Raw genomic sequence first — 4,480 nt, 5'->3', positions numbered from 1 at the left:
CAGCATCGCACAGCCCACCAGATTTCGGAATCACCCGTCAGTGACACAACACTAGCAGTAGACGCGTCCATCGATATGTCGTTGGAATAATGGGCCTTGGCATTGCTCTCAATTGTCTTGGTCTTTCATCGCTGGCTGGAAAGTCCCCTGGCTGTCTTGTCTATCAGCTCATAGTATCCAGAGGTCTGCGCCGCACCGGTACGGCGCCGTTCACTCAAGCTCCGGCCGGATCTCGCTAAGTGCCTTCCGACAAACCTTAATGAGCGAGGGCCTGTGGTACGGAAGGTGCTGTATAGCTGTTCGTTGTCGCGTCAGAGAGAAGCAAGCCTATATTCACGGAGGATCGACGAGGCGTGCATATTGTGATCGAACCGATAGATATGGATTGAGATTGCCTCGTCCCTGCTGTTGTTGATCATCTGATGGATGTTCGGACCCGACGGTAACATACACGCGATATAGCCCGGGGTTCGAATGGCCCGCTCAGTTACAACGACCCGATCTTCACCTACGGATCGAAACCATACTTCCTCAAGAGAACCACTGAGCATTCCAAAGCAGCACGAACAGTGATGATCATGGATCGCCGTTTGGGAGGACGGACTCCAAACGATCGCATAAACGCTCATCTGATCATCATTGAATAAAGGCGTCCGAGCGTAGCCGCCCTCCTTCCGCTCCAGCTGCCGACCAGCCAAAAGATCACCCGTGTCAACGAGCTGTTGAAGAGCATGGCGGGCGGAGGCCAGATACTCGTTAGAAAGGCTGCGGTTCCTTTGCCCAAGTTCACCGAGGATCTCAGTCTCGTTCAAACGTGAGGCGTGCGACATCAAGCTCATTTTCTAAAGCCCTGCGGATATTGCGACTTGAACCATAATCCCTCAGATCCGCTGCAAAGAGTTTGCTGATTTCGTGCTAATTGCAACAAAGTCAGAAAAAATTTGCGGACTTCTAGACAGTCCCGGAAATTTTTTCTGCTCAAGTGCTAGTTGGGTTATGCGTGCCGCGACTCACGTGTAGCCTGCTTCAGGTCAGCTAGGCTGTCAGCGAGGATCCGTTTAGGGGAACGGTGAGAAGGGGTCGGAATAAGAACTCACGCGGTGATGGTAAGGTCAAGGCAGTCTGTTTCAGGTGGGCATGACGACGATCTCCACGGGCAGTGCGGATCTAAGGTCTGAGCCTGATGCGTGAACCAGGATCCTGTCCGGCTCAAGCTCACATACGGTCGCCGCTCGGGGCGGCTGCACCATGATCCCGCTTGCGGCGGTCGGGTCTCAGGAGGACGGGACCCTTCTGCTCCGCGGCTTTTCAAGTCATATTCTTGTCCAGTCCGTCCACCTGGATCCGCCGGGGCCAGTCAGGTCCTAGGCAGATTATAAGACTTGCTGTGACGGCGCGATCTCAGGCGGTCACTGTCGCCCGTTCGATCACCACGCCGGCGGTGACGTTTCCCCGCGGTACCAGTGCAAGGCGAGAACGCCCATCTGGAGCAGCAGGACGGCGATGAGCGCCCAAGCGGCCGAGCGAAGGATCCTGGGTGGTGACATTGCACCGCCTCAGTGGTTCTGATGGGCGTTGGCTGCGGGGACGGCCTGCGCGCCGATGCCGCCGACCTGGTATTCGATCTTGAGCACGCCCGCCTTCTCGAAGATGAGCATGCCCTTCACCGTGTCGCCTGGGTTCAGTCCCTGCCGCAGGTTGACGAGCATGGCGTGCAGCGCCCCCGGCTTCAGCTCCACCGTCTGACCCGGGCCGATCTCCAGGCCTCCGGTGACAAGCTCCATGCGGGCGACGCCCTCGACGACCGTCGACCGGTGCACCTCGAAGCGTTCCGCGACCACAGTGGAGCCGCCGACCAGACGGTCGGGCTCCGAACCTGTGTTCCTGATCCGCATGTAGCCGCTGCCCACCTTGGCGCCGCCGGGCGTGGCGCGGGACCAGGGCGCCTCCACCACGATGGCGCCGGCGCGGTAGGTCACAGGGGCCTGGGCCATCGCAGACGGCATGCTGCCGATGGTCAGAGTGGATAAGAGGGCACCGAGAAATCGCTTCGTCATTTGGGTGTCTTTCGCCCCTCGACGGGGTGCATCATCACATCTGTGCTTAGGTGTCGGGGCCGTCCTGGAATTGCGCGGAGGAGCGCCGCCGAGAGGGCGTGCTCAGAGAGACGGCTTTATTGGACGACCCAGGGTCGACGGCGGCCATGACCCAACGGGGCGGCCTTGGCGTGGCAAGGGCCACGCGGCTTCCGGCGCTTGCGCCGGCAGGATCCTCAGGTTTGCGGGGGCCGAGCGGGTGGAGCCTGGGCCAGCGTCTCCGGTGTGGCGTCATCCCGGGGCACCAGAGCCTGTGCGGGGCTGAACCAGCGCACCACCGCACTGGCGGTCGAACCGTCCTGGAGAACTTTCGCATGGCACAAGGCCGCAAGCGGGCAGGCCTTGGGCGCTTCGGGCTTGGATGAGCGGGCGGGCGCGCAGCACTGCACCTCGGCCATCACCATGGCATAGGTTGCGGAGGCCCGAGCCATCCCGGCGTCGGCCGCCGCCACGGGCGCGATCATCCCACGCGCCGCTGCGGGGGCGGCAAACGGGGCAAGCACGAGCCCAAGGATCGCAAGGAGCGGGAGCAGACGCGTGATGGCAAGCCATGGCTTCATGCCGCGAACCTCTCACATGCCCCCTGAAGTGTGAAGCGCGGCACAATCAAGAGCTTGTGTCCGCTGGAGAAGTAAAGCGACGCATTACAACCGGGAGGTTGGCAGCCCTGTCGGCCATGCTCCATTTTTACGGGGAAAACGACATCGGAAATGAATGGTGGGTCATGTGCGTGCCATGATGCTCAGGCGGCATATTGGCAATATTCGGAGGGGCCATGCGACCAGTCTTTGCCTTTTTCATAGGAACGCTCGCCCTTGCCTCCCAGGCGACGGCCGATCCGTTTGATGCCCCGCCGCCGAATTATGCAGAAATGATCAATCCGGTGCTGGGACAGTTCGGCGCTGATCTTCGCGTCCGGCAAACCTCCTGTGTGGTCAGCAGTCGCTGTCGTTACGCCGCGCGTCAGGTCGACATCGAAGTGGTTGGCCCGCCGGATCGTCCCGTCACCGAGCGAATCAGGATCGCGGCGACGTTCCGCCAAGGAGACGATGCGGCGGCGACGAAGCTCATCGACGATACGCTGACCGTGCTCGGTGCGACGATGGTTGTCTACGATCCAAGAATGGCGGCGGAGCGCCGTGGCGAGCTCCTGCTCGAACTGGGTGATGCCGCGTTGAGCGTGGGCGAGGCGCACCGGGACAGCGCGGACGTCCACTACGCCCTCTCGTTCGACGACATGAGCGGGCGCCTGGAGATCACGGCTGCGACATTGCGCGCGGGACATGGATAACCAAATGTTCGGAACGAAATGGGGTGCGACCTGTTAACTCTCGTTTAACTTTTGCCTTGAGCGCCACCGGCCCGCTGTGTCAGGTTTGATGAACAAAACCTTAACAGCATGGCGGGGGCAATGCGGCAGTCTCTCCTCGAGTCCTTGAGCACTCGACTTTCTCTCCGGAACACGCTTCGTCTCGCAGCCTTCACGATGGGACTCACCGTGATCGGCAGTGGGGCGCAGGCGCAGACTGTTGCAGGGTTGCCGACTGCCTCCCAACCCGTTGGGATGATCGGCACAGCGAAGCCGATCCTGGGTTGGATCCGGTTCTGTGAGCAGAACCCGGGCGAATGCGCAGTCGATGCCTCCGAGCCTGCCACCATCGAGCTCACGGCCAAGGACTGGCAGACCCTTGTCCGAATCAACCAGCAGGTCAACGCTGACATCAGGGCCAAAACGGATAAGGATCACTGGGGCGTCGAGGACCGCTGGGACTTCGCCGAGGACGGTTACGGTGACTGCGAGGACTACCAGCTCGTCAAGCGCAGGCGCCTGGTCGAAGCCGGCTTCCCTCGCCGGGCACTGCGCATGACCGTTGTCATCGACGAGGAAGGCGCGGGACACGCGGTGATGATGGTTCGCACCAACCGGGGCGACCTCATCCTGGACAACAAGCGCAACGCCATCCTGCCCTGGCACAAGACGGGCTACGTGTACATCAAGCGCGAAGGCGACCAGGGCTCGACCTGGGCCTCGCTCGGTGGTCGGACGTCGCCGACCATGACAGCCAACCAGTAAGCTGGAGCCGCACACCGGAAGCAGACCAGCAAGCCTGCTTCGCACCCGATGCCTCGAAGTAGGACGCAACGAGCGTGAACAGGGCGAACCCGCCCACGAAGAACGCTGCCGTGGCCCGGCTGTCCTCGGCCGCCTCGTGCGCCTCGCCCAGCATCTCCTCGACCGCGGCGAGGATCAGAAGGCCCGCGGTGAACGCAAGGGCTGTGAGTTGGATCGCTCTGGCCTGGTCCCGCAATAGCCAGTAGCCGACGCTAGCCGTTCTTATGCATCGGAAGAGGGATGAGGGCTGGCGGATGTAGCTTAAGCACTT

At 61.5% G+C, this 4,480-nt stretch carries 5 protein-coding genes; 2 read left to right on the top strand and 3 right to left on the bottom strand.

Annotated features, from left to right (window positions below):
* Positions 1-311 precede the first annotated feature (311 nt).
* The 3 genes from OC446_RS29460 to OC446_RS29450 all read right to left on the bottom strand — a co-directional run bounded on the left by OC446_RS29460 (position 312) and on the right by OC446_RS29450 (position 2,656).
* Positions 312-830, bottom strand: coding sequence for a cysteine dioxygenase (locus OC446_RS29460; RefSeq protein WP_262032455.1), 519 nt, complete (start codon positions 828-830; stop codon positions 312-314).
* Between the two features lie 726 nt (positions 831-1,556).
* Positions 1,557-2,057: a copper chaperone PCu(A)C gene (locus tag OC446_RS29455; protein WP_262032454.1), complete on the bottom strand. Its 501-nt coding sequence runs from the start codon at positions 2,055-2,057 to the stop codon at positions 1,557-1,559.
* Positions 2,058-2,272: 215 nt separating this feature from the next.
* The gene (locus OC446_RS29450; RefSeq protein WP_262032453.1) at positions 2,273-2,656 is read right to left on the bottom strand and encodes a hypothetical protein; all 384 of its coding nucleotides are present in this window, start codon (positions 2,654-2,656) and stop codon (positions 2,273-2,275) included.
* Positions 2,657-2,871: 215 nt separating this feature from the next.
* Here OC446_RS29450 and OC446_RS29445 point away from each other — a divergent pair, with 215 nt between their 5' ends.
* Positions 2,872-3,387: a hypothetical protein gene (locus OC446_RS29445; RefSeq protein ID WP_161725241.1), complete on the top strand. Its 516-nt coding sequence runs from the start codon at positions 2,872-2,874 to the stop codon at positions 3,385-3,387.
* 120 nt (positions 3,388-3,507) lie between these two features.
* A complete protein-coding gene (locus OC446_RS29440; protein ID WP_161725240.1) occupies positions 3,508-4,170 on the top strand; it encodes a transglutaminase-like cysteine peptidase in 663 nt (220 codons plus the stop codon).
* The last annotated feature ends 310 nt before the right edge of the window (positions 4,171-4,480 follow it).

Origin of the sequence: Microvirga sp. Mcv34 (genome assembly GCF_024519725.1) — a bacterium.
Classification (GTDB): domain Bacteria; phylum Pseudomonadota; class Alphaproteobacteria; order Rhizobiales; family Beijerinckiaceae; genus Microvirga.
Note: the sequence above shows the minus strand (reverse complement) of the source record. Positions and strands in the feature narration are given on the sequence as shown.